This window comes from Nocardiopsis exhalans (assembly GCF_024134545.1).
Classification (GTDB): Bacteria; Actinomycetota; Actinomycetes; order Streptosporangiales; family Streptosporangiaceae; genus Nocardiopsis; species Nocardiopsis exhalans.
Map to the genome: position 1 here is coordinate 5,760,351 of NZ_CP099837.1, position 23,124 is coordinate 5,783,474.

Sequence of the window (23,124 nt, forward strand, 5' to 3'; positions counted from 1 at the left end):
TGTTGGCCTTTGGTCGGCGGACATCGTGTCTGGCTGGATCCCTCCAGGCTACCGGCGCCACCCGGGCCCCGGAGGGTTGTCCACAGGCCGCGTCAAGACCGGACAAGAACTGGTCACAAGGCCAAGGGCCGCCCGGAAGGACAGGGTGCGGTCAGAACTCGAAGCCGCGGTCCCGGGAGTTGACGCCCAGCACCAGACCGACGGCCAGCATGTTGGCGAGGATCGCGGTGCCGCCGTAGGACACGAAGGGCAGCGGCAGGCCGGTCACGGGCAACAGCCCCAGTCCCATCCCGATGTTGACGAAGCCCTGGAAACCGAACCAGGCGGCCGTCCCCACGCACAGCAGCCGCGGGTACGGCAGATCGCACCCCTGGGCGATGCGCAGGATCCGCCAGAGGACCACCACGAACAGGATGATGATCGCCGCGGCCCCGACGAACCCGAGTTCCTCTCCCGCCACGGTGAAGATGAAGTCGGTGTGCTGCTCGGGCACGAACCGCCCGTGGGTCTGTTCGCCCTGGAAGAGCCCGGTGCCGTCGAAGCCGCCCGAGCCCACGGCGATCAGCGCCTGGGCGGAGTTGTAGCCCGCACCCTGGGGGTCGGCCGCCGGATCCATCAGAGTGGCGATCCGCTGCACCTGGTAAGGCTCCAACAGGTCGAACCACAGCACCGCGAACACCGCGACCGCACCGCTGGCGAGCATGCTCGCCACCCAGATGACCGGGGCCTTGGACAGAGCGAGCACGCCGAGGAAGATCGCGACGAGCACGAGGCTGGTGCCGAGGTCGGGCTGGAACACCACCAGCACCAGCGGCACCACCATCACCAACAGAGCGAACAGCACGTCGCGGGTCATGGGACGGGTCTCGCCGTCCCGGGGTTCGCCCAGCAGGGTGGCCAGTGCCAGGACCAGGCCGACCTTGGCCAGTTCACTGGGCTGGAACTGGAAACCGCCGACCACGATCCAGCCGCGCGAACCGTTGATCACCGCGCCGAGCGGGGTGATCACCAGGACCAGGCCGACGACGGTCAGCAGGTAGACGATCGGCACGTACGCGCGAACCGTGCGGTAGTCCATGCTGGCCAGCAGCAGGCAGGCCGCCAGGGCGACGCCCAGATGCGCCAGGTGGCGGACCAGCTGGTCCGTGGATTCGAGCGGGTTGCTCCCGTCACCGGGCAGCGTCGCCGACCACACCAGCAGGGAGCCGATCCCGCCGAGTGCCAGGACGGCGCCGATCAGGACCCAGTCGAGGCGGCGGGCTCCCCCGGCCGCCGTGGACAGGGCCCGTCCGAAGTCGCGCCGGGGGCGGGTCGGACCGCCCAGGTTCGTGATCATCAGGGCTCCAGCGTCTCGATGGAACCGTCCGAGCGGACGACCGGCAGTTCGGTGTGCGGTTTGCCGCCGGGTAGCAGCGGTTCGCCCCGCTCCACGTCCTCACTCTCCCCGGAGCGGGAGAAACCGTAGATGCCCTCGTAGATCTCGCGGGCTATGGGCGCCGACGTCTCACCACCGGTACCGCCCTGGGAGACCAGGACGACGATGGCGTACTGCGGGTCCTCGACCGGCGCGTAGGAGGCGAACCAGGACGACACCTGGCGCCCCTCGGCGTCGGCACTACCGGTCTTGCCGGCCACCGCCACCTCGTCCTGCGGGAAGCCCGCGAACGCGCCGCCACCGGTACCGGACGTGGTCACCTCGGCCAGGGCCTCCTGGAGGTACTTGATGGTCTCGTCGCTGACCGGCACCTTGTTCTTGACCGTCGGCTCGATCATCTCGACGCTGGATCCGTCCGCGGCGACCATCGCCTTGGCCACGCGGGGTTCGTACAGCGTGCCGCCGTTGGCGATGGACGCGTAGGCGCTGGCCAGCTGCAACGGGCTCACCAGGACGTCGCCCTGGCCGATCGCGAAGCTGATCGCCTCGTTGGCCCGCCACTCGAAGCCCTCCACGCAGTGTTCGTAGGCGAGCAGCTTGAGGTAGGCGGCCCGGGACGGGTCGGTCTCGGCCACCTCCGGGTAACCCTTCTCCCCCCGCTCGCAGTTGACCTCCCGGGTCTGCTCCCAGAAACTGCGCTTCCACTCGCGGTCGGGGATGCGGCCGCCGGTCTCGTAGGGCAGGTCCACGCCGGTGGGCGAGCCGAAACCGTAGCCGCGGGCCATCTCGGCCATGGCCTCCTCCGGGTCGCCGTCGGGGTGCAGCCCGCCGTCCTTGAGCCACATCTGGTAGCCGAAGTTGTAGAAGATGGTGTTGCAGGAGGCGATGATCGCCTGCTTCAGGGTGATGCTGCCCTGGCCCGCGCCCGCGTAGTTCTCGTAGCTCTGCCCGGCCAGGCTGACCGAACCGGGGCAGGCGTAGGTGCTGCGCAGCGGGTACCCGTTCTCGACCGCGGCGGACATCGACGACACCTTGAAGGTGGAGCCGGGCGGATAGGTGCCCTGGACGGCGCGGGAGAGCAGGGGTTCCCCGGCCTCCTCGCTGAGCATGGCGTCGAACGTGTCCTGGTCGATGCCGCCGTCCCAGATGCTGGGGTCGTAGGTGGGCACGCTGGCCATGGCCACGACCCCGCCGTTGGTGACGTCCAGGACGACGGCGGCGCCGGAGTCGGCCTTGTACTTGGGCCGTGCGCCCGCCATCCCCTTGGCCAGCGCGCGCTCGGCGACCTTCTGGACGTTCATGTCCATGTGGGTGACCAGGTGCGTGCCGGCTTCGGGGAGGCGTTCGGAGATCACGTCCATGACCTCACCGTGGTTGTTCACGCCCAGGGTCCGCAGTCCGGCGTTGCCGCGCAGCTGCTTGTCGTAGACGGCTTCGAGGCCGTCACGGCCCACCATGTCGATCCCGGTGAACTGGGTGCGCAGCTCCTCGCGTGCCTCCAGTTCCTCCTGGGTGACGGGCTGGAGGTAGCCGAGCATCTGCCCGGCGTGCTCTCCGTAGGGGTACTCGCGCACGGCCTGGGCCTGCGCGGTGATCCCCGGGAAGTCGTCGGCGCGCTCCATGATCTGCAGGGCGACGGGACCGTCCACGTCCTCGGCGAGGGTGACGGGCTGGTAGGGCGATCCGGGCCAGCAGGGCCGCTGGACCTCGGGTCCGCACAGGCGCATGCGCTGCTGGAGTTCCTCCAGGGGGACGTCGAGGACGTCGGAGAGGTCGCTCAGAACCCCCGCACCGCCGTCCTCCATGCCCTGGAGCTCGTGGTAGTCGGCCGAGACCAGGAGTTGGGTCTTGTTGCTGACCACGGTGCGGCCGCTGGAGTCGAGGATCTGCCCGCGGGTGGCGGGCACGACGAGTTCCTGGTGGTGGTTGGCGACGGCGAGCTCGCGGTAGTAGTCGGCCATGGGCACCTGGAGGTACCACAGGCGGGCGACCAGGGCCGCGAACAGGACCAGGACCAGGAACTGGGCGAAGACCAGACCGAACCAGCCGAGCCTGCGCCCGGGCAGGGCGGGGCCCACGGGTGGCTTGCGCACCGGGTCACCACCCGCCCGTGGAGGTCGGCCCCTGGATGGTGGCGAAATCGCTCTCGGTGAGCAGCGAGCGCACCCACAGGACGGGCAGGGTGACCAGCGGCGCGAACAGCGTGGTCAGCAGCGCGCCCACGGCCACGTTGCGGCCGACCGCGGCGAGGGTGACGTTGGCGTCGCCCATGACCAAGCCGACGAACGCGTATCCCACGCCCACGCCCGCGGCGGTCACCGCGGTGATGCCCAGGGCGGTCCAGGCCGAGATCCCGGTGCCCGCGGAGCCGCCCAGGCCGGTGTTGGCGCGCAGGAGCGCCAGGACGTAGGCGGCCAGGCACAGCACCAGGGCGTAGCGGCCCATCGGGTGCTCGGCCGGGGGCAGCACGTCCATGGCCAGCCCCGCCGCGAACCCGCATCCGGCGGCCGCGGCCGGGCTGGTGGTCAGGGCCACGGCGACGACCGCGGCGAGCACGAGGTCGGGGCCGGGGCCCCATTCGAAGGGTAGGCGGTTGACGACGGTGGCCTGGGCGAGCACCGCGACGGTCACCATGAGCAGGGTCGCTGCGGCCCTCATTGGTCCCCCTCTGGCTTGGGTTTGGGCGGGAGCACGGAGTCGCGCGGGTCCTCGGCCGGGCCGCCGACGACCACACCCACCATGTCCAGGGACGAGAAGTCCACGGCCGGGGTGATGCGGGCGATCCGGCTCAGCGCGCCGGGCGCGACCTGGACCTCGTCGACGGTGCCGATGGGCACCCCCGGCACGAAGGGCGCGCCGTCGTGCGATCCCAGCGTGACCACGCGGTCCCCCTCCTCGATGGGGGCCTCCATGTCGAACAGCTCCAGGGTCAGGTCGGCCTCGGGGCCGCCCGGGACGCTGCCGCCGGTGATCGCGCCGATCTTGCTGGTCCGCTCCAGCCGCGCGCCGACCGCGGAGTTGACGTCGGTGGCGAGCTTGACGGTGGCGGTGCGGGGTCCGGCCTCGATGACCCGGCCGACCAGGCCGGAGCCGTTGACCACGGTCATGTCGGGGGCGATCCCGGAGTCGGCGCCCGCGTCGATGGTGACCGTGTGCGCGTAACCCCGCGCGGTGGTGCGGGTGACGGCCTGCGCCGGGACGATCTCGTAACCGCCCAGGCCGGACAGGTGCAGGAGCTGGTCGAGCTGGTCCGCGCGCCCCTCGTCGAGGCGGGCCGCCTGGAGACCGGCCTCCAGTTCGGCGTTGGCGGCCTCCAGTTCGGCGATGCGCGCGGCCGCCTCGGGGCCCTGGCTGACGCCTTCGTAGAACGTGGCCGCGGGCCCGGTGAGCAGGCCGACCCCGGCCGCGGTGGGCGCGAAGACGAGCTCGCCGCCGCCGCGGGCCAGCGAGGTGACCGGGTTGCTCCCGGGGCGCGCGTCCAGGACGATCAGGACCACGGCCGCCGCGACCAGCACGGCGAGGAACAGCCGGGACCGAGGCGAGTCGCGGAGCATGTCAGCGCCGCCGTTCCGGGACCAGGACCTGGTGGAGGCGCTCGTAGTTCTCCACGCAGGTACCCGAGCCGACGGCGACCGAGTCGAGCGCGTTCTCGGCGACGTGGATGGGCATCCCCGTCTCGTGCAGGAGACGGTCGTCGAGGCCGCGCAGCATGGCGCCGCCGCCGGTGACCGCCACCCCCCGGTCCATGATGTCGCCGGAGAGTTCGGGCGGGCACTTGTCGAGGCTGGTGCGGACCGCGTCGATGATCGTGGTGACCGGCTCCTCGATGGCCTGGCGCACGTCGGACTCGGAGAGCACGATGGTCTTGGGCAGGCCGCTGATCAGGTCGCGCCCGCGCACCTCGGCGTGGAGCTCCTCCGAGCCGGTGGGGTAGGCGGAACCGATGGCGAGTTTGAGTTCCTCGGCGGTGCGCTCCCCGATCATCAGGGAGTACTCCTTCTTGATGAAGGTCATGATCGCCTGGTCGAGTTCGTCACCGCCCACCCGGATGGACTGGGAGGTGACGATGCCGCCCATGGAGATGACGGCGACCTCGGTGGTACCGCCGCCGATGTCCACGACCATGTTGCCGGTGGGCTCGTGGACGGGGAGCCCGGCGCCGATGGCGGCGGCCATGGGCTCCTCGATGATGTACACGCGGCGCGCCCCGGCCTGGTAGCCCGCCTCCTTGACCGCACGGTGCTCAACCGACGTGATGCCGCTGGGGACGGCGACGATGATGCGGGGTTTGGCGAAGTGGCGGCGGCGGTGGATCTTCTGGATGAAGTACCGCAGCATCCGCTCGGTGACCTCGAAGTCGGCGATGACGCCGTCCTTGAGGGGGCGGATGGCGGTGATGTTGGTCGGCGTGCGGCCGATCATCTGCTTGGCCTCGATACCGACCGCCACGATCTTGCCGGTCGAGGTGTTGAGCGCGACCACGGACGGCTCGTTCAGAACGATGCCGCGCCCACGTACGTACACGAGTGTGTTGGCGGTACCAAGGTCTACGGCCATGTCCCGGCCGAGAAATGCAAGGTTGTTCGGCATGTAACGTCCTCAGAGGCGCCGTGTCGGGCGTGGACGTGCGGCACGACCATACGTAGTCGTTCCAGCACGTTATGTATCCAGTCCCCCGTATCGTAACGGTCAGCACTTAGCCCGTTACGCAAACACACCGAATTGTTGCCTCGTCAGCGGACGAATGGTGAGAAAACAGCTGTGTCTCGGGGTGCGTACGCACCCCGAGACACCAAGAGTAGGCCGTTGAGGGCCGCATCCCCCGCAGAAACGGACCTACAGGTCAGGGAAGAAGAGCTTGATCTCGCGCTCGGCGGAGTAGGTGGAGTCCGAACCGTGCACGATGTTCTTCTGCACCTCCAGGGCGAAATCTCCGCGGATGGTGCCGGGCGCGGCGGTGACCGGGTCCGTGGCACCGGCCAGGGCGCGGAAGGCCTCGATGGCGCGCTCGCCCTCGACCACCATGGCGACCAGCGGGCCACCGGTGATGAACTCCACCAGCGAGTCGAAGAACGGCCGCGAGGCGTGCTCCTCGTAGTGCGTCTTGGCGGTGTCGGCGTCGAGCGTGCGCAGCTCCATCGCGACCAGGTTCAGGCCCTTGCGCTCGATGCGCGAGATGACCTCGCCGACGATGTTGCGGCGGACACCGTCGGGCTTGATGAGAACGAGAGTGCGCTCCACGTGCGTTTCAACTCCTCACTGGGAACCCCCCGCGTGGCGCGCGCAGGCGTGGCGCCCACGGTCGCGACCGCACGCGGTGGGGTGTACGGGTGTGTGCCCGGAACTCGGGGACGGGCGAGGGGGAGGTCCGCCGTGGGCGAACCAGGATCGCCCGTCTGCCCGGACCTGCGTCACACTATCGCGTTCGCAGCCGGGGTGCGGTGGGCATGCTGATTCCTTCCTGCCGCCCACCGACGCCGACGACTACGCCGACCGTGCTCCGCCGGTGGCACCGGCGGTCTCGCCGGGAGCGGAGCTCTCAGAACCCTCCGTGGCCTCGGCGTAGGCGGCGTGCGCCGCCTTCTGCACATCGACCTTGCGGCCCAGGATCACACCGGTGACCCACAGGGACACGAACACGATCGGGACCAGCGGCGTCCCGGCGACCAGGAAGGAGCTGAACAGGAAGGCCGCCTGGAGCGCCCAGCCGGCGTAGTGCGCCCAGGTGTACTTCTGCAGGCCGGACAGCACCAGCGCGGCTATGGCGATACCTCCCCAGACACCGCCAGCCAGGGCCGGGTCCATCCCCTCCAGGTTGATGGCGATGGGGATCATCAGGCCGATGACAATGGCCTCGAACACGAGGACTACGGCGCAGAGTGTGCGCACGACGGTTTCCCTTCGTCGGTTGGGTCGAGTGCTTGCCGCTACTCCCCGGAACCGCGCAGCAGGTGCACGGCGTCACCAGAGGTGACCACCGACCCGGTGACCAGCACGCCGACCCCGCCGAACTCGCCGCCCGCCTCGGCCAGGCCTACCGCCTGGTCGATGGCGTCGTCGAGCCGGGGAGCCAGGTGGACGCGGTCCTCACCGAAGATCTGCTTGGCGATGTCGGACAGCTGAACCGGGTCCAGGGACCGCGGCGAGGAGTTGCGGGTGACCACGAGCTCGTCGAGCAGTGGTTCCAGGGGCTCCAAAATCCCCTCAACGTCCTTGTCGGCCATGACCGCGACCACGCCGATCAGCCGGGAGAAGGAGAAGGCCTCCTCCACGGCGGCGGCGGTGGCGATCATTCCGGCCGGGTTGTGCGCTGCGTCGGCGATGACGGTCGGGCTGGTACGCACGACCTCCATCCGGCCCGGGGACTCCAGTCCGGCCAGGGCCTCGCCGACGATCACGGGGTCGAGTCCGGCGGCGTCCTCGGAGGCGGAGAAGGCCTCCACGGACGCGATGGCCACAGCGGCGTTGCTGGCCTGGTGCTCGCCGAACAACGGCAGGAAGAGGTTGTCGTAGCTCCCGGTGAGGCCCTTGACGGCGAGCTGCTGACCGCCGACGGCCACCTCCCGGGAGGTCACCCCGAACTCAAGCCCCTCACGGGCCACGGTGGAACCGACCTCGGCGGCGTGCCGGACCAGGACCTCCGCGGCGGGCAGCGGCTGCTGCGCCATGACGGTGACGGACTGGGGCTTGATGATGCCCGCCTTCTCCTCGGCGATGCCGTCGAGGGTGTCGGGCAGGTAGTCGGTGTGGTCGATGCCGATGGGCGTGATGACCGCGACGTCGCCGTCGACGACGTTGGTGGCGTCCCAGGTACCGCCCATGCCGACCTCCACCACGGCGACGTCCACGGGGGTGTCGGCGAAGACGGCGTAGGCCATGACCGTGAGGATCTCGAAGAACGACAGCCGGACGTCGTTCATCGAGTCGGCCATCTCCAGGAAGGGACGGATGTCGTCGTAGGCCTCGACGAACCGCTCCTGGGTGATGGGCTCACCGTCGACGACGATGCGTTCGCGCACCGTCCGCAGGTGGGGGCTCGTGTAGCGGCCCACGCGCAGACCGCGGCCGCGCATGAGCGCGTCGATCATGCGGGCGGTGGACGTCTTGCCGTTGGTCCCGGTGACATGGATGACCCGGAAGTTGCGCTGCGGGTCGCCCAGCAGGTCCAGCACCGTGCGGACACGGTCCAGACGAGGATCGATGTCAGATTCGGGTGCGCGGGAGAGAATCTCCGTGGTGACCTCGGCGTAGCGCTCTGCGGCGCTCGCCTCACTCACGGCGTCTCGGTGATCGGGGTGTACACCCGCGCCAGTGTACGCGGCCTCACCTGGGCACGGACTCCGGGTCGGGTGTGCGAAGCCGGACATGGGGCGGACCATACTGTGGTCATGCCCAGCCTTGACCCGGTCGTCGACCCCTTCTTCTCCGAGTGGGCGGGCCGCCGCCCCGAACAGTCCCGCAGCCTGGACCGCGCGAGTGCGCTGCTGGCCGCGCTGGACCTGGACCCGGCGCCCGTGCCGGTACTCGGGGTGGTCGGCTCCAAGGGCAAGGGGAGCACGGCCACGTACGCGGCGGCGACGCTGTCCGCCGCCGGGCTCCGGACCGTCCTGGTCACCGGCCCGAGCTTCCGGGGATACCGCGAACGGGTCCGGGTGGACGGGGTGTCGGTGACCGACGGCGAACTCAGCTCCCTGGGCGAGGCCGTCGAGGCGGCCCGCGGGGAGCTGCCCTCCCCCACCGAGAGCGGCGGTTACCTGGCGCCGAGCGGCCTGTTCCTGGTCGCCGGGCTCCTGCACGCCCGCGCGATCGGCGCCGACGTGTGCGTCCTGGAGGCCGGGATGGGCGGCCACCGCGACGAGCTCAGGCTGGTCGGCCCGGAGGTGGTGGCGCTTGGCATGGTTTTTGCCGAACACCTGGGGACCCTTGGCGACACCGTGACGGAGATCGCCCGCGAGAAGACCCGGGTGGCTTCCCCCGACCGCACTCAGGCCCTGGTGACGCTGCCGCAGAGCCCCGAGGTTGCCCCGGTCGTCAGCCGAACCCTGTCCGAGGTCACCGGGGGGCGGGTGTCACCCCAGGTGGTGGACCCCGCGACCGCCGAGGAGCCACCGCGGGAGCTTCGGCCCTCGGGCCTGTCCGCCGCTTCGGGGGTCCTGGGCACGGCTGCCGCCACCCGCATGCTGGAGCTGCTCGGGCACCCGGCGGCCGCCCAGGAACGACTCCACTCCGTGCTCGGCACCGTCACCCTGCCCGCCCGCCTGTCCCGGCACACCGTGCCCGGCTCGACGACCGAGGTCGTGGTGGACTCGGCCATCGACCGCGTCGGGGTGAGCGCCGCCCTGGCCCACGCCCGCGCGCTGTGGGGCGGCGTGGACCATGTGCTGCTGTGCCTGCCCGACCACAAGGACGTCTCCGGCGCGGTCACCGCGTTGGAGGGCCTGCCGGTGACCGCGGTCCGCCTGCCCGAGGCCCACCTGCGCTTCGACCACGACCTCCCCGCCCACTGGAACCACGTCCACGCCGAGGACCTCTCCCCCACCGCCGTCACCGCGCTGGGTCAGCGAGTCCTGGCCCTGGGCACGGTGTACTTCACCGGCCGCGTGCTGGAGGTCCTGGACGCCCCCACAGACCGCCTGTTCGACGCGAGCTGAGTACAGGTTTCGCCTCACACGACCCGTAATCCGCAAACGCCCCACATGACAGGCCATGAGTCGGCATGATCACCCTTGGTAACCCTCTCGGCGATTGAAGCCCTGCTTCGACGCGTGCGTTCGATCGTCCCCGAGCTCCAAGGAGCCGCATGCCCACACGCGAGCACGAGATCCCTCTGCGGCTCGTGCAGAACCAACCGGCCATGGCCCCGGCACTGCTGGAGTCCCTCGGCTTCGAGGTGCCCCGGTACACCGAGGCGCTCAACACCAGTTCGGTACTGACCAACTGCGATCCCAAGGAGTTCAACAGCGACGGAGCCGTCGTGCTGCGCGACGGCACCGAGAACGTGATGGCGGTGGTGGTCGAACGCCAACACGGCCATGACAAAGACAAGCGGCGCAGTTGGCCCGCCTATCTGGTCACCCTCCACGTCCGGCTGGAGTGTCCGACCATGCTGCTGGTCCTGTGCCCGAGCGACGCGGTGGCCCGCTGGTGCGCCAAGCCGATCCGGACCGGCCACCCGGGTTTCGACCTGGTTCCGCTCACCATCGGCCCGACCCGGATGCCGGTCATCGCCAAGGAAGAAGAAGCCCGGGTGCTCCCCGAACTGGCGGTGCTGTCGGCCCACGCCCACGGGAACGACGATCACCGCACCCTACGCGCGGTGATCGAGGCCCTGGATTCCACGCCCGAGACGAACAGGGCGTTCTACTATGACTATGTGCTGTCCGGCCTCAACGAGGCCGCTCGGAAGGAGCTGGAGAGCTTGATGGCTGTGGAAACCTACGAGTGGCAGAGCGACTTCGCACGCAAATACGTCGGCATCGGCCGCGAAGAGGGCCGTGAAGAGGGCCGTGAAGAGGGCCGCGCCCTCGCAGTGCGGAACGTGATCTCGGTTCTGGAAGCGCGGGGCTTCGACGTGTCCGGCAAGATCCGCGAACGGATCGAGGCCTGCACGGACCTGGACACCCTGGAGAAGTGGGTTCCCGCCGCTGTGACAGTGGACCGCCCCGAGGACCTCTTCGGCTGATGTCGGGCGAGCTGGTTCCGGGTCAGAGCCAGCCCCTTCGTCGGGCCGTATGGATCGCTTCGGCCAGTTCGCAGACCGGGAACGTACACGTGTGGCTCACCGCGTACGGGACCATACAGAAAGCGAAAGCCCCGTCGGTCGTGCCGACGGAGCGGTGTTCGCGTAGTGGTTACCGCTTCCGCTGCCAGGGTTCCGGGAGCGGAGCCCCGGCACGGAGCGCGGCGTCGAGCCTGCGCCACAGCGCGCAGGCGGAGCGCAGGGCGACAAAGGACCGCGCGGCCCCGCCCACTTCGCGCAGTGACTCGGAGACGGCGTCGTAGAGCGCGGTCACGGGCTCGTGTCGTTCCGCGTCACCGTTCACCGGCCAGCGGAGCGGGACCGGGGCACCATTGCGCAGCATCCCGTCGAGCACATCGAACGCGCTGTCCGCGCGGCGAAGGGCGGCCACGCTCTGTCCGGGAAGCCCCGGCGTGGCCAGCAGGCGGGACACCTCTGCCGCCATGGCCTCAGCCGGGAGGCCGGGAGAACCGGCCCCGGCGCCCGCCCCCGTACCGGGAAGCTCCTGTGCGTCGTTGCTCGCGGTCATCACGCGACCCCTTCCAGCACGGAGAACTCACGCGGCGCGGCCGCGCCTGACCGGTCACGGTCAACACGCGTGTGCCGCTGCTGTGCCTCGTGGGCCAGGTAGTAGTTGCGCACGAGGCCCTCCGGAGGGCGCACGGTCTCCGTCTGGACAACAAGCGCGTAGTCCGTCGCGACGGGGCGAAGGGGCACCGGCGGGGCTCCATCCAGGGGACGACGCGGGGCCGGGATCGCGGAGGTGTGACCGGGCCCCGTGGGGCTGGCCGGAAGCGGGTTCGCGTAGCGGCGGACCCGGGCCGCGCGGGCTTCTTCGCGAACCTCGTGGCGGAGGGCACGCGGGGCCGCGTGCAGACCGTGAGACGGACGCAGCAACCGAACGAGGGTTGCGAGCATGGCAAGTAGAGTGTGCACGTTGACGCTCCTGTAAGCGTTGACCATGGCCCGGGGGTGGTAACGACACCCGCCGGGCTCTGCCGCATCGGCATGCGTGACATTACCGCAACCGTTCAGAGCTGTCCACAGCATTCAGAGATGCCCATACAGTTCAGTCCTTCCCGGCATGGGACGATAATGGGTATGACCACACCGCTTCCCGACGGGTACGGTCCGGACAGCCGACTCAAGGAAGGTCCGGAACCCAAGTACGTCCAACTCGCTGCCGTCCTCGCGGCCAGGATCGAACGTGGGGACTACCCCGGGGACACGCGGCTTCCGAGTGTGGCGGAGCTACAGGACGAATTCCGCGTATCGCGCGGCACCGCACAGCGCGCCGTGTCTGTTCTCGCTGAGCACGGACTCGTCCGTGTATCGAACGGCAAGGGAGCGTGGCCGGTACACCCCTAGACGAAACCCCCGGAGCGCGATCCGGGGGCTCGTTACCCAGGTTCCGTTCGGAGAAGGAGCACGGACTGTCAGAAATGGCCGTCGGGGCACTCACCGGACGTGTTGAGCAGCTTGCCGCAGTCAGTACACATGTGGGGCTTTCCAGTCGGGGTCACGGAACTCGCTGAGTGATGCCGCAGACGCGGCACTGTTGGATTCGGGAACCAGGGGCACGGTTCCAATCGTGCGGCGGACACCCCGACGCTGACGGAGGTCGGCCCCTGCGAGGAAGCGGCGGGCTCTCCCCCGTGCGCGGAGCGGGCATCTGAGGACGGCGAGGCCGTGTTAGCCGAGCGAGGTCATCGAACGTGCGAACTGGAGCAGTCATATCCGCCCCAGCAGTTCACCCGCGAGCCAACGGGCAAGGGATTCCTCCTCGCCCTCCCGGCCGATCGGAGCGACACAACCGCCCCCGTCAACCGCTGAGATCCACCGGCCTTCGAAGAGCCGCACGACGATGCACCGCCCTCCGTGCTCTGCCCGGACCTCACCCGGCTGGTCTCCGTCCATGGCCGCCACGCCCCGCCGACGGATAGCGGAGTGCAGTGTGAGGACGGCTGTGTCTACCGCGCCGCCTGCGGGTGCTGTGTATGTAGCCATACGTAGAGCGTGACCCCCTCACCCGCTTTCCCACCAGCAATCGGGAACTGCTGGGAAAACTGGTGCTGCCGAGGGAATCGATGGGCATAATTTACACATGCCTCCAAACCCCTTTGCAGAGGCTCTCACCCAATACCGAGAGCTTGCGGGCTTCACGCAAACGCAACTGGCAAACCGTGCGCGGGTATCCACATCATCCGTGAACAGGTGGGAGAAGGGATTATCTATCCCAAAAAGGGATAATGTGGAAAAACTAGATAGGGAGTGCGAAGCGAGTGGAAGGCTGCTCGCAGCGTGGCGCGCGCAGAACTCACGCACAGGGTGGCCCGAATGGGCACGCGACCTTGCGTCCATCGAAACCGCAGCTAGGCACGTCACCCTGGTCACGTCTGCGGGTGTGCCTGGGATGCTACAAGCCCCCGAATACGCCACAGAGGTCTTCCGCGCAGGCAGTCCCATGGCCAGCGCGGAAGACCTCGCGAGTCTGGTTACGCTCCGGTGCGAGCGTCTTTCTGCTCTACCCGAACTGCGAGTCACGGCGGTGTTCCCCGCGACAGCGGTCGGCGGGCTCTCGCCGTCTCTTCAAAGCGCGCAGGCGAAACACCTTCTGGCCTGGGCGGAAACCGGACGTGTGACCGTGTGTCTCGCCCCGTTGGGAACCTCGATGATCGTGCCGGTCGCTCCCCTTATGAACTACCGGCTACGGTCCGGCGAGAGGATCATCGCGAGCGATCACGCAGACGGTACCGTTCTACTAACCGCCGACGCGACGGAACGCGTAGATGCGGTGGTCACGGCAGCTTTGACCACCGCGTTGCCGGTCGCATCCTCCTTGGAGTACCTGGAGAGCCTCACATGAGCACCCCCGCCAAGTGGCACAAAAGCAGCTACAGCGCCAACGGGAACAACTGCGTGGAGGCCCGCGAGTCCGCCCGCGGCGCTGACGTCCGCGACACCCAGCACCGGGAAGCGGGCCACCTGTCCTTTCCCATCGCAGAATGGACCGCCCTCGTAGGGGACCTCCGCGCGAACCACTGAACGCCTCCGTATCACCGTGCCCCTCGGTCTGGCGCCGGGGAGTCGTGGTGGACATGCCCCGGCCTCACCGAGCTGGGCCCACCTGACCATGAAAGGACTCACGGGTGGCCCGCGTGTGGTCCCTTGGTGCGCGGCGAGGGGTCGGGGAGAGTGCTCTCCCCGACCCCTCGTATTGGCCCTCGACCCAGTCCTCGAACCGGACTCGGTGGCCCCTGTCCCTACCGCTTGCCGGGGCGGTAGACGGGCTGGGTCTGCGGGTTGAACTCGTCGTAGGTGACCCGCTCGGCCGCGCGCAGGCGCGGGTCGGTGAGCTTGAGGACGTCCAGCCCCCGCTCGATGTCCGAGGAGTACACGTAGCCGTTGTAGTAGTACGCCGACCAGGTGTCGTTGTCCTGGATGTCCGGGTCGATCCGGGAGTCGGCGTCGAAGTAGCCGATCTCGCGCGGGTTCCTCGGGTCGTTGAAGTCGATCACCGAGACTCCGCCCTGGTACCAGGACTGCACGAAGTAGTCCTTCCCGGGAACCGGGATCAGCGAACCGTTGTGCGCCACGCAGATCTGGTCGCCCTGGTGACGGTCGATCTTGAAGTAGCTGGCGAACTCCAGCGTGGCGTCGGCGCCCTTGCCCTTGATGGTGTAGATGGCGTTGGCACCGCGCTCGGGACCGATCTCCTCGGTGCAGGTGGGCGCACCGCCGCCGCCGAGCTCGTCGGTGAACAGCACGGTCTTGGCGTCGTTGGTGAACGTGGCCGAGTGCCAGAACGCGAAGTTCTCGTCCTGGATCACCTCGGTGACCACCGGCTCCAGTGGATCGGTGATGTCCATCAGGATGCCGTCGCCCATGCACGCCCCGGCGGCCAGGTCCTTGGCCGGGAAGACCGTGATGTCGTGGCAGCCCTGGGTGGGCAGCAGCAGGTTGTCCTGGTCGTGGTTGCCACCGTCCGGGAAGAGCACCGGCTCACTGGCGACGGCCGCCGAGGCCGGGTCGTCCAGCGGGACCTCGATGACCGAGATCTTGTCGTGCGGCGGCTGGCAGTTCGGGAAGTTCACCGAGGGCGAGTACGAGGACACGTACACGTACTCGCGCTCCTCGTCGCCGGGCACCAGGGTCAGGGTGTGCGATCCGCAGTCGGTGCGCACCGCCGACACGTACTGGGGGTTGGCCTTGTCCGAGATATCGAAGATCCGCACGCCCTCGAACCCGTTCGGGTCCGTGGTGGGCACGGCGGGGGCGCCGCACTCGTCGCTGGCCCGGGGGTAGTCAACGGCGAAGTACAGCAGGTCTCCGCTGACCGACACATCGCCCTGACCTCCGGGGCACAGCACCTCGGAGACAACCGTCGGAGACTCCGGATCGGAGATGTCGTAGACGACGAACCCGTCGTAGTTGCCGCCGATCGCGTAGTCACCGGTGAACGCCAGGTCCGAGTTGACGTTGTTGACCGCCTCGGGCTTGGGCACGTTGGTGACGAACTCGACGTTGTCGCTGGAGATGTCGTCGGAGGGCGGCGTGTCGGCGTGAGCCGCCGCCGGGCCGAGCAGCCCGGCGAGCAGAGCCGCGGCCGCGGATGTCGCCAGTGCGGCCGCACGGCGCGGTGAGGTGCGCATGGGTCTCTCTTTCCTGTGATGGGGGTGCCCCGTGGCCCCGGGTCCGGGCAGGGGCCGGACCCGGGGGGAGGAGGGTGGGACGGGGGAAGCACGCGGGGGTGCCGCGCGTGGCTCGCGCGGCACCCCGGTACGTCACAGCCGGCCGTGGCTACCTGCCTGGGCGGTAGTTCGGCTGGGTCTGCGGGTTGAACTCGTCGAAGACGACGCGCTCGGCCGGTCGCAGGCGCGGGTCGGTGATCTTGAGGACGTCCAGGCCCCGGCGCATGTCGGAGGAGTAGACGTAGCCGTTGTAGTAGTACGCCGACCAGGTGCTGCCGTTCTCCATGTCCGGATCGATCCGGGAGTCGGCGTCGAAGTAGCCGATCTCGCGCGGCTTCTTCGGGTTGTTGAAGTCGATGACCGACACCCCGCCCTGGTACCAGGACTGCACGAAGAAGTTCTGGCCCGGGACCGGGATCAGCGAACCGTTGTGCGCCACGCAGTTCTGCTGGGTCCCCTGGTGGCGGTCGATCTTGAAGTAGCTGGCGAACTCCAGGCTGTGGCCGTCGCCGTCCTCCTTGAGCGTGTAGATGGCGTTGGCGCCGCGCTCCGGCCCGATCTCCTCGGTGCAGGTGGCCGCGCCGCCGCCGCCGAGCTCGTCGGTGAACAGGACCGACTTGGCGTCGTTGGTGAACGTGGCCGAGTGCCAGAACGCGAAGTTCTCGTCCTGGACGACCTCGGTCACGACCGGGTTGACCGGGTCGGAGATGTCCATGATGATGCCGTCGCCCATGCACGCGCCCGCGGCCAGGTCCTTGGCCGGGTAGACCGTGATGTCGTGGCAGCCCTCGGTGGGACGGAGCAGACCGGGCTGGTCGTGGTTGCCGCCGTCGGGGAAGAGCACCGGCTCGTTGATGACCGCGGCCGAGGCCGGATCGTCCAGCGGGACCTCGATGATCGAGATCTTGTCGTGCGGCGGCTGACAGTTCGGGAAGTTCACCGAGGGCGCGTAGGACGAGACGTAGATCAGGTCACTGGCCCCGTCCTCGGTGGGGACGAGGGTGAGGGTGTGCGAACCGCAGTCGGTGCGCACCGCCGCGACGTACTGCGGGTTCGCCTTGTCCGAGATGTCAAAGATCCGCACGCCCTCGAACCCGTTCGGGTCGGTGACCGGGACCGCCGGGGCCCCGCACTCGTCGGTGGCGCGCGGGGAGTCCACCGCGAAGTACAGCAGGTCGCCGCTGACGGACACGTCGCCCTGACCGCCGGGGCAGACGACCTCGGAGATGATCTGGGGGTCGGCTGGCTCGGAGATGTCGTAGATGACGAAGCCGTCGTAGTTGCCGCCGATGACGTGGTCACCGGTGAAGGCCAGGTCGGAGTTGGTGTTGCTGACAGCCGCAGGTTTGGGCACGTTCGCGATGTGCTCGACGTTGTCGCTGGTGACGCTGTCGGAGGGGGGCGTGTCGGCGTGAGCCGCCGCCGGACCGAGGAGACCGACGAACAGGGTCGCGGCCGCGGTGAGCGCGACGGCGGTCGCACCTCGCAGGCCGCGTCCTGGCCGTGTCGGGGGAGCTGCGGGCATGGTTTCTCCAGATCGTTTCACGTTGGGGGACAGGGGTTGGGAGTGGTGTGCGGCGGGGCCGCGGCCGAGCGGCCGCGGCCCCGGTCTCTCCCGTTTGCCCTGACTCCCCAGGAGGAGCCACCGGGAGAGAATCGTGGGTCGCCTCAGCGCCCGGGTCGGTAGCTCGGCTGCGACTGTGGATTGAACTCGTCGTAGGTGACGCGCTCGGCGGACCGCAGGCGCGGGTCGGTGAGCTTGATGACGTCCAGCCCGCGGGTGATGTCGGAGGAGTAGACGTAGCCGTTGTAGTAGTAGGCCGACCAGGATCCGCCCAGGACCAGGGAGTCCTCATCGATCGGGGCGCGGTCGAAGTAGCCGATCTCGCGCGGGTTCTTCGGGTCGTTGAAGTCGATCACCGAGACGCCGCCCTGGTACCAGGACTGCACGAAGATGTCCTGGCCCGGAACCGGGATCAGCGAACCGTTGTGCGCCACGCAGTTCTCGGTGTCGCTCTGCACGCGCGGGATCTTGTAGTAGCTCTCGAAAGCCAACGCGGGGTCCTCGGCGGTGCCGCCGATCGTGTAGATGGCGTTGGCCCCGCGCTCGGTCCCGTAGTCCTCGGTGCAGATGGCGCCGCCACCGCCGCCGAGTTCGTCGGTGAAGATCACGGTGCCCGCGTCGTTCGTGAACGTGGCGGAGTGCCAGAAGGCGAAGTTCGGGTCCTGGACCACGTCGGTGACGACGGGGTGCGCGGGGTCGGAGATGTCCATCAGGATGCCGTCGCCCAGGCAGGCCGCCGCGGCCAAGCCCTTGGCGGGGTAGGCGGTGATGTCGTGGCAGCCGGTGGTGGTGCGGTTGCCGCCGTCGGGGAACAGGACCGGTTCACTGACCACCGCCGCTTCGGCGGGGTCGTCGAGCGGGATCTCGACGATCGAGATCTTGTCGTGCGGCGGCTGACAGTTCGGGAAGTTCACCGAGGGCGAGTACGAGGACACGTACACGTAGTCGTGTTCGCCGTCCTTACCGGGTACCAGGGTGTTGGTGTGCGAACCGCAGTCGGTGGCCACCGCGGCGACGTACTGCGGGTTCGCCTTGTCCGAGATGTCGAAGACCCGGATGCCCTCGAACCCGTCGGGGTCCCTGGTGGACACGGCGGGCGCGCCGCACTCGTCGCTCGCGCGGGGGTAGTCCACGGAGAAGTACAGCAGGTCACCGCTGACCGAGACGTCGCCCTGGCCGCCGGGGCAGAGCACCTCGGAGACGACGGTCGGCGACTCCGGATCGGAGATGTCGTAGACGACGAAACCGTTGTAGTTGCCGCCGATCGCGTAGTCACCCGTGAAGGCCAGGTCCGAGTTGAAGTCGTCCATGGCCTCGGACTTGGGGACGTTGGTCACGTGGGTGACGTTCGCGCTGGTTTCGGCGTCGCTCTCGAAGGGGGTCTCGTCCGCCGATGCGGCGGCCGGTGCGAGAAGGCCCGTGGTCAGGGCGGTGGCACCAGCGAGAGCGAACCCTGTCAGGCCTCGGCGGTACAGCGGGCGTCTCGAGCGGGGAGGGACGGGGGATGACGCCATGTGTACTCCTGATTCCGATTGGAGCGAAACAGGAAGAACGTACACAGTTCAACATCAATATGTATAGAGGGAAACAAAAGAAACATGGTTGTTAACACGATGTAGAGCTGACCCGATCTGGCTACGCACAGTGCCTAGGCTTTGCCGTCACGGCCGCCCCTCGGAGGACTCGGGGAGCTCGGGCTGCGACTGCGGGTTGAACTCGTCCAGGACCGTCTCCGCGGCCCCCTCGAAGCGGGGGTCGGTGAGTTCGAGGACGTCCAGCCCGCGCTCGATGTCCGACGAGTAGACGTGCCCGTTGTAGTAGTACGCCGACCAGGAACCGGCGGTACGCAGGCTCTCCGGGTCGACCGGGCCGCGATCGAAGTGGCCCGCCTCGACCGGCTGGTCGGGGTTGTTGAGGTCGATGACCGAGACGCCGCCCTGGTACCAGGACTGCACGAAGAAGTCCTGGCCCGGAACCGGAATCAGCGAACCATTGTGCGCCACACAGTTCTCAGTTTCGGACTGATGACGCGGCAATTTGTAGTAGCTCCGAAAATGCAGCTCAGGGCTGTTTCCGGAGGTGTCCAGGGAGTAGACGGCGTTGGCTCCCCGCTCGGGGCCGATCTCCTCGTTGCAGGTGGCCGCGCTGCCGCCGCCGAGTTCGTCGGTGAAGATCACGTTCTTCGCGTCGTTGGTGAACGTGGCCGAGTGCCAGAACGCGAAGTTCTCGTCCTGGACGCGTGCCACGACCACCGGTTCGACCGGGTCGGAGATGTCCAGCAGCACGCCGTCGCCCAGGCAGGCCGCCGCGGCCAAGCCCTTGGCGGGGTAGGCCGTGATGTCGTGGCAGCCGGTGGTGGTGCGGTGGCCGCCGCCGGGGAACAGGACCGGCTCGCTGACCACCGCCGCTTCGGCGGGGTCGTCGAGCGGGATCTCGATGACCGAGATCTTGTCGTGCGGCGGCTGACAGTTCGGGAAGTCCGCCGAGGGCGAGTACGAGGACACGTACACGTAGTCGTGTTCGCCGTCCTCACCGGGCACCAGGGTATTGGTGTGCGAACCGCAGTCGGTGGCCACCGAAGCGACGTACTGCGGGTTGGCGCGGTCGGAGATGTCGAAGATCCGCAAGCCTTCGAACGCGTCCGGGTCACTGGCCGGGGCGGGCGGCGCGCCGCACTCGTCGCTCGCGCGGGGGTAGTCCACGGAGAAGTACAGCAGGTCACCGCTGACCGAGACGTCGCCCTGACCTCCAGGACACAGAACTGTGGCCACCACGAGGGGGTCGGCCGGGTCGGAGATGTCGTGGACGACGAAGCCGTCGTAGTTGCCGACGATGGCGTGGTCTCCGGTGAAGGCGAGGTCGGAGTTGAACGCCGAACCCAGCACCTGGGGTTTGGGGACGTTGGCCAGGTGCACCACTCCCCCGCTCGTGCTCACCCCGTCGGCGGCACTGGCTCCGGGTACCAGCAGGCCCAGTGCCGCCGCCACCGAGGAGACCGTCAGGGTTCCCCGGCCCCGGAGCTCGCGGCGCCGGACCCCACCGAACCGAAGCCCTCGCCCCGTTCCCGAAGCCATGCCCCCACCCCCGAAAAACACCCAAAGAAGCTATTTGACTACTTTGGGTTGTATATCTGCCACACGCCACAGACCAGACGAAACGCCGAGTGCGGGCATCTCACCCCTGAATGCCGTACCTGGGCACCACGCACGTCACATGCGCGTGCTCGCAACCCCGCAGGCGTCCGCACACAACACGAAAGCCGCACACGACGGGGCCGACACACACTCGGCACTGGACAAAACACCCACGGAGTGAGTAGAAAACCCGCAGGATGTCGCGTTCATCGAGTCGCGGTCACCCAACACCGGCGGGCACCCGTCCCGCTGGCCCCCACCCCTGAAGGAGACCCCGTGCGTCGCCTGGCACTCGCAGCCGGAACCGCCCTCGTGCTGCTCGGAGTCTCGGCCTGTACCGGCGATGACGGCGAGCAGTCCGCCAACGTCATCGCCCCCGGAGCCCCCGGAGAGGCCTCCACCCCCGCCACGGCCGAGCAGATCGCCGCCCTCGCCGAGGAGCAGGGCCACAACGAGGCCGACGTCACCTACCTGGTGAAGATGATCGAGCACCACGCCCAGGCCCTGGAGATGACCGAACTGGTCGAGGACCGCTACGAGCGCGACGGCATCGAGCGCATCGCCGACCGCATCTCCGCCGCGCAGGGGCCCGAGATCTCCGCGATGGAGAGCTGGCTGGAGGTGAACGTCTTCGGCCCGGCCCGGGAGAACCCCGCCCACCAGAACTTCTGCGGGCTGGAGGGCGACGGCAGCCACCACTCCGGGGAGGACGACGTGGTCGAGTGCGACCTCCAGGTCGATCACGAGGACATGGAGGGCATGGTCTCCGACGAGGACATGCGGCGCCTCGCCGACGCCGAGGGCGACGACTTCGACCAGCTCTTCGTGGAACTCATGACCGTCCACCACGAAGGCGCGGTCACCATGGCCGAGCAGGTCATGGCCGAGGGCAAGGACCAGGAGGTCCTGCGGATGGCCAACGACCTCATCGCCGAGCAGAACACCGAGATCGCCCGCATGGAGAAGGTCCTGGCGGGCAGCTGAGGCGTCCATCGGCCACGCTCCGGCCCCGCGTCGTCACCGCGACCGCCCCGGCGGCTCTCAGGGCCACCCAGACGCGAGAAGGGGCGCCTCCCTCGAAAGGGGGCGCCCCGAATCCCACTGGTGCCTGCGGCGGCCTCTCGGGGCCGCGGCGCTCAGGCCGACTTCTCCTGGGGGTCGTCGTCCGCCTTCAGCTGGGCCCGCGGCACGATCGTCGGGTTCACGTGCTGCTCGACCGCTTCACGGGTGATGATCACCTGGCCGACGTCCTCCCGGCTGGGCACCTCGTACATCACCGAGAGCAGGACCTCCTCGATGATGGCGCGCAGACCGCGGGCGCCGGTCCCCCGGATGATGCCCTGCTCCGCGATGGCCTCCAGGGCGTCCTGGGTGAACTCCAGCTCCACGTTGTCCAGCTCGAACAGCCGCTGGTACTGCTTGACCAGGGCGTTGCGCGGCTCGGTGAGGATCTGGATCAGCGCGGCCTTGTCCAGGTTGTGCACGCTGGTGATCACCGGCAGACGGCCGATGAACTCCGGGATCATCCCGAACTTGAGCAGGTCCTCCGGCATGACCTCGCCGAACAGCGCGGTCCCGGCCATCTCGCTCTTGGGCCGCAGCACGGCGTTGAAGCCCATGCCCTGCTGCCCGGTGCGGGACTCGATGATCTTCTCCAGCCCCGCGAAGGCGCCACCGCAGATGAACAGCACGTTGGTGGTGTCGATCTGGATGAACTCCTGGTGCGGGTGCTTGCGTCCGCCCTGCGGGGGCACGCTCGCCGTGGTGCCCTCCAGGATCTTCAGCAGCGCCTGCTGCACGCCCTCGCCGGACACGTCGCGCGTGATCGACGGGTTCTCGCTCTTGCGGGCGACCTTGTCGACCTCGTCGATGTAGATGATGCCGGTCTCGGCCTTCTTGACGTCGTAGTCAGCGGCCTGGATCAGCTTCAGGAGGATGTTCTCGACGTCCTCGCCCACGTAACCCGCCTCGGTCAGCGCCGTGGCGTCCGCGATGGCGAAGGGAACGTTCAGGATCTTCGCCAGGGTCTGCGCCAGCAGGGTCTTGCCCGAGCCGGTCGGACCCAGCAGAAGGATGTTGGACTTGGCGATCTCGACGTCCTCGCCGCCGGGACGCTCGGTCTCCGAACGCACTCTCTTGTAGTGGTTGTACACCGCCACGGAGAGGGCCTTCTTCGCCTGCTCCTGCCCGATCACGTAGGAATCGAGAAAGTCGAAGATCTCCCGAGGCTTGGGGAGGGAATCCCACGTGAGCTCAGTGGCGTCAGCGAGTTCCTCTTCGATGATCTCGTTGCACAGATCGATGCACTCATCGCAGATGTACACGCCGGGGCCAGCGATGAGCTTCTTCACCTGCTTTTGGCTCTTACCGCAGAATGAGCACTTCAGCAGGTCCCCGCCGTCGCCGATGCGTGCCACCCAGCCACTCCTCAAAACTAAGGCCGCCCCGTTCCCGGCCTGCCCGGCACCGAACGGACGGAAGACGCGCTTCCGTGTATCCGTTCACGACCTGGCCAGCCACGAACGGGGCGATCTGTGTGTCGCTCTCCGCCAGACTAAGCGAAAAACCGGACCGGCTTCACCACCGGGCTGCCCCAGGCGGGTCAGAAACCGGCCCGGCAG

General features: G+C 68.6%; 21 protein-coding genes. 6 read left to right on the forward strand and 15 right to left on the reverse strand.

Annotation, left to right across the window (positions count from 1 at the left end; all coding sequences use genetic code 11):
* Window positions 1–151: 151 nt before the first annotated feature.
* From rodA to NE857_RS25505, 8 genes are all read right to left on the reverse strand, one after another.
* Window positions 152–1,336 carry a rod shape-determining protein RodA gene (rodA, locus tag NE857_RS25470; RefSeq protein WP_254417993.1) on the reverse strand — a complete coding sequence of 395 codons (1,185 nt, stop codon included), beginning with the start codon at window positions 1,334–1,336 and terminating at the stop codon, window positions 152–154.
* Entirely contained in the window at window positions 1,336–3,468 is a 2,133-nt protein-coding gene (gene mrdA / locus NE857_RS25475; protein WP_254417994.1) for a penicillin-binding protein 2, read from the reverse strand. Before mrdA ends, rodA begins: the two co-directional genes overlap by 1 nt.
* Before the next feature lie 4 nt (window positions 3,469–3,472).
* Window positions 3,473–4,033, reverse strand: coding sequence for a rod shape-determining protein MreD (gene mreD, locus NE857_RS25480; protein WP_254417995.1), 561 nt, complete (start codon window positions 4,031–4,033; stop codon window positions 3,473–3,475).
* Window positions 4,030–4,929, reverse strand: a complete 900-nt coding sequence (gene mreC / locus NE857_RS25485) for a rod shape-determining protein MreC (RefSeq protein ID WP_254417996.1) — start codon at window positions 4,927–4,929, stop codon at window positions 4,030–4,032. Before mreC ends, mreD begins: the two co-directional genes overlap by 4 nt.
* A gap of 1 nt (window position 4,930) precedes the next feature.
* Window positions 4,931–5,965: a rod shape-determining protein gene (locus NE857_RS25490; protein WP_026117018.1), complete on the reverse strand. Its 1,035-nt coding sequence runs from the start codon at window positions 5,963–5,965 to the stop codon at window positions 4,931–4,933.
* Window positions 5,966–6,211: 246 nt separating this feature from the next.
* Window positions 6,212–6,616 (reverse strand): nucleoside-diphosphate kinase, encoded by a 405-nt coding sequence (ndk, locus tag NE857_RS25495; protein ID WP_017583473.1) that lies wholly within the window; start codon window positions 6,614–6,616, stop codon window positions 6,212–6,214.
* Between the two features lie 243 nt (window positions 6,617–6,859).
* Window positions 6,860–7,264, reverse strand: a complete 405-nt coding sequence (locus NE857_RS25500; RefSeq protein ID WP_254417997.1) for a DUF4233 domain-containing protein — start codon at window positions 7,262–7,264, stop codon at window positions 6,860–6,862.
* A gap of 38 nt (window positions 7,265–7,302) precedes the next feature.
* Window positions 7,303–8,652 carry a bifunctional folylpolyglutamate synthase/dihydrofolate synthase gene (locus NE857_RS25505; protein ID WP_254417998.1) on the reverse strand — a complete coding sequence of 450 codons (1,350 nt, stop codon included), beginning with the start codon at window positions 8,650–8,652 and terminating at the stop codon, window positions 7,303–7,305.
* Window positions 8,653–8,763: 111 nt separating this feature from the next.
* Between NE857_RS25505 and NE857_RS25510 the strand changes: the two genes are divergently transcribed.
* Both NE857_RS25510 and NE857_RS25515 read left to right on the forward strand, forming a co-directional pair.
* A complete protein-coding gene (locus NE857_RS25510; protein WP_254417999.1) occupies window positions 8,764–10,026 on the forward strand; it encodes a folylpolyglutamate synthase/dihydrofolate synthase family protein in 1,263 nt (420 codons plus the stop codon).
* Between the two features lie 149 nt (window positions 10,027–10,175).
* Window positions 10,176–11,057: a hypothetical protein gene (locus tag NE857_RS25515; protein ID WP_254418000.1), complete on the forward strand. Its 882-nt coding sequence runs from the start codon at window positions 10,176–10,178 to the stop codon at window positions 11,055–11,057.
* Window positions 11,058–11,226: 169 nt separating this feature from the next.
* Here the strand turns inward: NE857_RS25515 and NE857_RS25520 are convergent, their stop codons facing one another.
* Both NE857_RS25520 and NE857_RS25525 read right to left on the reverse strand, forming a co-directional pair.
* A complete protein-coding gene (locus tag NE857_RS25520) occupies window positions 11,227–11,643 on the reverse strand; it encodes a hypothetical protein (protein WP_344012312.1) in 417 nt (138 codons plus the stop codon).
* Window positions 11,643–12,032 (reverse strand): hypothetical protein, encoded by a 390-nt coding sequence (locus NE857_RS25525; protein WP_254418002.1) that lies wholly within the window; start codon window positions 12,030–12,032, stop codon window positions 11,643–11,645. The genes NE857_RS25520 and NE857_RS25525 overlap by 1 nt, the downstream gene beginning before the upstream one ends.
* Window positions 12,033–12,215: 183 nt before the next feature.
* On the opposite strand from NE857_RS25525, the gene NE857_RS25530 reads away from it, so the two are divergent.
* The 3 genes from NE857_RS25530 to NE857_RS25540 all read left to right on the forward strand — a co-directional run bounded on the left by NE857_RS25530 (window position 12,216) and on the right by NE857_RS25540 (window position 14,159).
* Window positions 12,216–12,482, forward strand: a complete 267-nt coding sequence (locus tag NE857_RS25530) for a GntR family transcriptional regulator (RefSeq protein WP_254418003.1) — start codon at window positions 12,216–12,218, stop codon at window positions 12,480–12,482.
* Window positions 12,483–13,218: 736 nt separating this feature from the next.
* Window positions 13,219–13,980 (forward strand): helix-turn-helix domain-containing protein, encoded by a 762-nt coding sequence (locus tag NE857_RS25535; protein WP_254418004.1) that lies wholly within the window; start codon window positions 13,219–13,221, stop codon window positions 13,978–13,980.
* Complete coding sequence (locus tag NE857_RS25540; RefSeq protein WP_254418005.1) at window positions 13,977–14,159, forward strand: DUF397 domain-containing protein; 183 nt, start codon at window positions 13,977–13,979, stop codon at window positions 14,157–14,159. Before NE857_RS25535 ends, NE857_RS25540 begins: the two co-directional genes overlap by 4 nt.
* Window positions 14,160–14,377: 218 nt before the next feature.
* Here the strand turns inward: NE857_RS25540 and NE857_RS25545 are convergent, their stop codons facing one another.
* The 4 genes from NE857_RS25545 to NE857_RS25560 form a co-directional block, all read right to left on the reverse strand.
* Entirely contained in the window at window positions 14,378–15,766 is a 1,389-nt protein-coding gene (locus NE857_RS25545) for an LVIVD repeat-containing protein (RefSeq protein WP_254418006.1), read from the reverse strand.
* A 148-nt stretch (window positions 15,767–15,914) separates the two neighbouring features.
* Entirely contained in the window at window positions 15,915–17,330 is a 1,416-nt protein-coding gene (locus tag NE857_RS25550; RefSeq protein WP_254418007.1) for an LVIVD repeat-containing protein, read from the reverse strand.
* Window positions 17,331–17,473: 143 nt separating this feature from the next.
* Window positions 17,474–18,883 carry an LVIVD repeat-containing protein gene (locus tag NE857_RS25555; RefSeq protein WP_254418008.1) on the reverse strand — a complete coding sequence of 470 codons (1,410 nt, stop codon included), beginning with the start codon at window positions 18,881–18,883 and terminating at the stop codon, window positions 17,474–17,476.
* A 147-nt stretch (window positions 18,884–19,030) separates the two neighbouring features.
* Window positions 19,031–20,443 carry an LVIVD repeat-containing protein gene (locus NE857_RS25560; RefSeq protein WP_254418009.1) on the reverse strand — a complete coding sequence of 471 codons (1,413 nt, stop codon included), beginning with the start codon at window positions 20,441–20,443 and terminating at the stop codon, window positions 19,031–19,033.
* A gap of 336 nt (window positions 20,444–20,779) precedes the next feature.
* On the opposite strand from NE857_RS25560, the gene NE857_RS25565 reads away from it, so the two are divergent.
* The gene (locus NE857_RS25565; RefSeq protein WP_254418010.1) at window positions 20,780–21,487 is read left to right on the forward strand and encodes a DUF305 domain-containing protein; all 708 of its coding nucleotides are present in this window, start codon (window positions 20,780–20,782) and stop codon (window positions 21,485–21,487) included.
* Between the two features lie 152 nt (window positions 21,488–21,639).
* Here the strand turns inward: NE857_RS25565 and clpX are convergent, their stop codons facing one another.
* Entirely contained in the window at window positions 21,640–22,920 is a 1,281-nt protein-coding gene (clpX, locus tag NE857_RS25570; RefSeq protein ID WP_017583487.1) for an ATP-dependent Clp protease ATP-binding subunit ClpX, read from the reverse strand.
* Between the last annotated feature and the right edge of the window lie 204 nt (window positions 22,921–23,124).